Source organism: Stenotrophomonas sp. AGC87 (genome assembly GCF_057333975.1).
Window position 1 is genome coordinate 34256 of sequence record NZ_JBHFHW010000044.1, and the last position, 2329, is coordinate 36584.

Sequence of the window (2329 nt, forward strand, 5' to 3'; positions counted from 1 at the left end):
GGGGGGGGGCGCGGGTCTCCCTCCGGGGAAGAAAAATGAACGCAAAAGTCATTCACAACGGCTTCGGGAACGCTAGAATCCCGGGCTTGTAAACGTTTTCATAAGGACAGCCGGTGGCCGCCGATCGTATCGAAACCCTCATTGCCCAGATGACCGTCGTTGAAAAAGTCGGCCAGCTGGGTGTGTTCGCCGACATGGTCCGCCCGTTCGCGCCGGATGTGAATCCGGAAGCCAACGTCAGCAACGCCGACCAGGTGCTGCAGCAGGTGCGCGAGGGCAAGGTGGGCTCGCTGTTCAACGGCGTCGGCGTGGAAGCCGGCCGCCGCATCCAGCAGGTCGCGCTGGAAGAAAGCCGCCTGAAGATCCCGGTGATCCTGGCTGCCGACGTGATCCATGGCATGCGCACCGTCTTCCCGATTCCGCTGGGCGAGGCCGCCAGCTTCGAGCCGGATCTGGCTGAGCGCACCGCACGTGCCACCGCGGTGGAAGCCACCGCCGCCGGCCTGCACTGGACCTACGCACCGGCCGTGGATATCGCCCGCGACCAGCGCTGGGGCCGTGGCGCCGAAGGCGCCGGTGAAGACGTGGTGCTGGGCTGTGCATTCGCCGCCGCCCGTGTGCGCGGCTTCCAGGGCCCGGACCTGCGTGCCGACGATGCGCTGCTGGCCACGCCGAAGCATTTCGCCGCCTACGGCGCGGTGATGGCCGGCATGGAATACAACATGGTCGACATCTCGCCGCAGACCCTGCGCGACGTCCACCTGCCGCCGTTCAAGGCCGCCTTCGAAGCCGGCGCCCTGACCGTGATGTCCTCCTTCAACGACATCAACGGCGTGCCGGCCAGCGCCAACGCCGAGCTGCTGACCGACATCCTGCGCGGGGAATGGAACTTCCCGGGCGTGGTGATCTCCGATTACACCGCCGACATGGAGCTGGTCGCGCACGGCTACGCCGCCGATGACCGCGACGCCACCGCCAAGGCCTTCACTGCCGGCCTGGACCTGAGCATGCAGAGCGGCTTCTACGCCGAGCACCTGCCGGGCCTGATCGAGAGCGGCGAAGTGCCGATGGCCACGCTGGACGAATCGGTGCGCCGCATCCTGCGCCTGAAGGATGCGATCGGTTTGTTCGACGACCCGTACCGCTCGCTGGATCTGGCACGCGAAGCGGACACCTCGCACATCGCCGCACATGACGAGCTCTCGCGCGATGCCGCGCGCCGCTCGATCGTGCTGCTGAAGAATGCGGATTCGGTGCTGCCGCTGAAGAAGGCTGGGCAGAAGATCGCACTGATCGGGCCGTTCGTGCAGGACCGCGAGAACATCGAAGGCTGCTGGACGCTGTTCGGCGACAAGTCGCGTTACGTCACCCTGGAAGCCGGCGTACGCGCGGCGATCAGCGATGAGGCGCTGCTGGAGATCGTGCCGGGCTGCGATCTGGAAGCGGCCGTGCAGGACGGTATCGAACAGGCGGTCGCTGCCGCGCTGCGTGCCGATGTGGTGGTGCTCGCCCTGGGCGAACCGCAGCGGTACAGCGGTGAAGCGCAGTCGCGCGTGGAGATCACGCTGCCGCCCGCGCAGCAGGCATTGGCCGAGGCAGTGGCGATGACCGGCAAGCCGCTTGTAGTGCTGCTGCGCAATGGCCGCGCGCTGGCCCTGCAGGGCGCCGTGCGCAATGCGCATGCCGTGGCGATCACCTGGTACCTGGGCACCCAGACCGGGCACGCCGTGGCCGATGTGCTGTTCGGTGACTACAACCCGTCCGGGCGCCTGCCGGTCAGCTTCCCGCAGGTCTCCGGCCAGCAGCCGTACTTCTACAACCATGCGCGTACCGGTCGCCCGGAACTGCCGACCATGTCCGAGTTCAAGGCACGTTGGCGCGAGATTCCGAACGAGCCGGCGTACGCCTTCGGCCACGGCATCGGCTACACCACGTTCGCCTATGGCGTGCCGCAGCTGAGCAGCGCGCAGCTGGGCTGGGACGACACCCTGACCATCACCACCACGCTGACCAACACCGGCGCGGTGGCGGGTGAGGAAGTGGTGCAGCTGTACATCCACGATCGTGTGGCCAGCCGTGTGCGGCCGGTGCGCGAGCTGAAGGGCTTCGACAAGATCGCCCTGCAGCCGGGTGAAAGCACCGAGGTGCAGTTCACGCTGGACCGCCATGCGCTGGGCTTCACCGGTCGCGATGGCGTGTTCCGCGCCGAGCCGGGCCAGTTCGAGCTGTGGGTGTGCGCATCGTCGGTCAGCGGCGAGCCGGTGATCTTCGAGCTGCTGGCTGCCTGAGCCGGCCTCGCGTCACCCGGTGGTGGCGGCTGGCCGGCACC

At 67.6% G+C, this 2329-nt stretch carries 1 protein-coding gene; it reads left to right on the forward strand.

Annotated elements, in window-relative coordinates:
* Positions 1-113: 113 nt before the first annotated feature.
* Positions 114-2288 (forward strand): glycoside hydrolase family 3 N-terminal domain-containing protein, encoded by a 2175-nt coding sequence (locus tag ACE026_RS20355; protein WP_486040656.1) that lies wholly within the window; start codon positions 114-116, stop codon positions 2286-2288.
* Positions 2289-2329 lie beyond the last annotated feature (41 nt).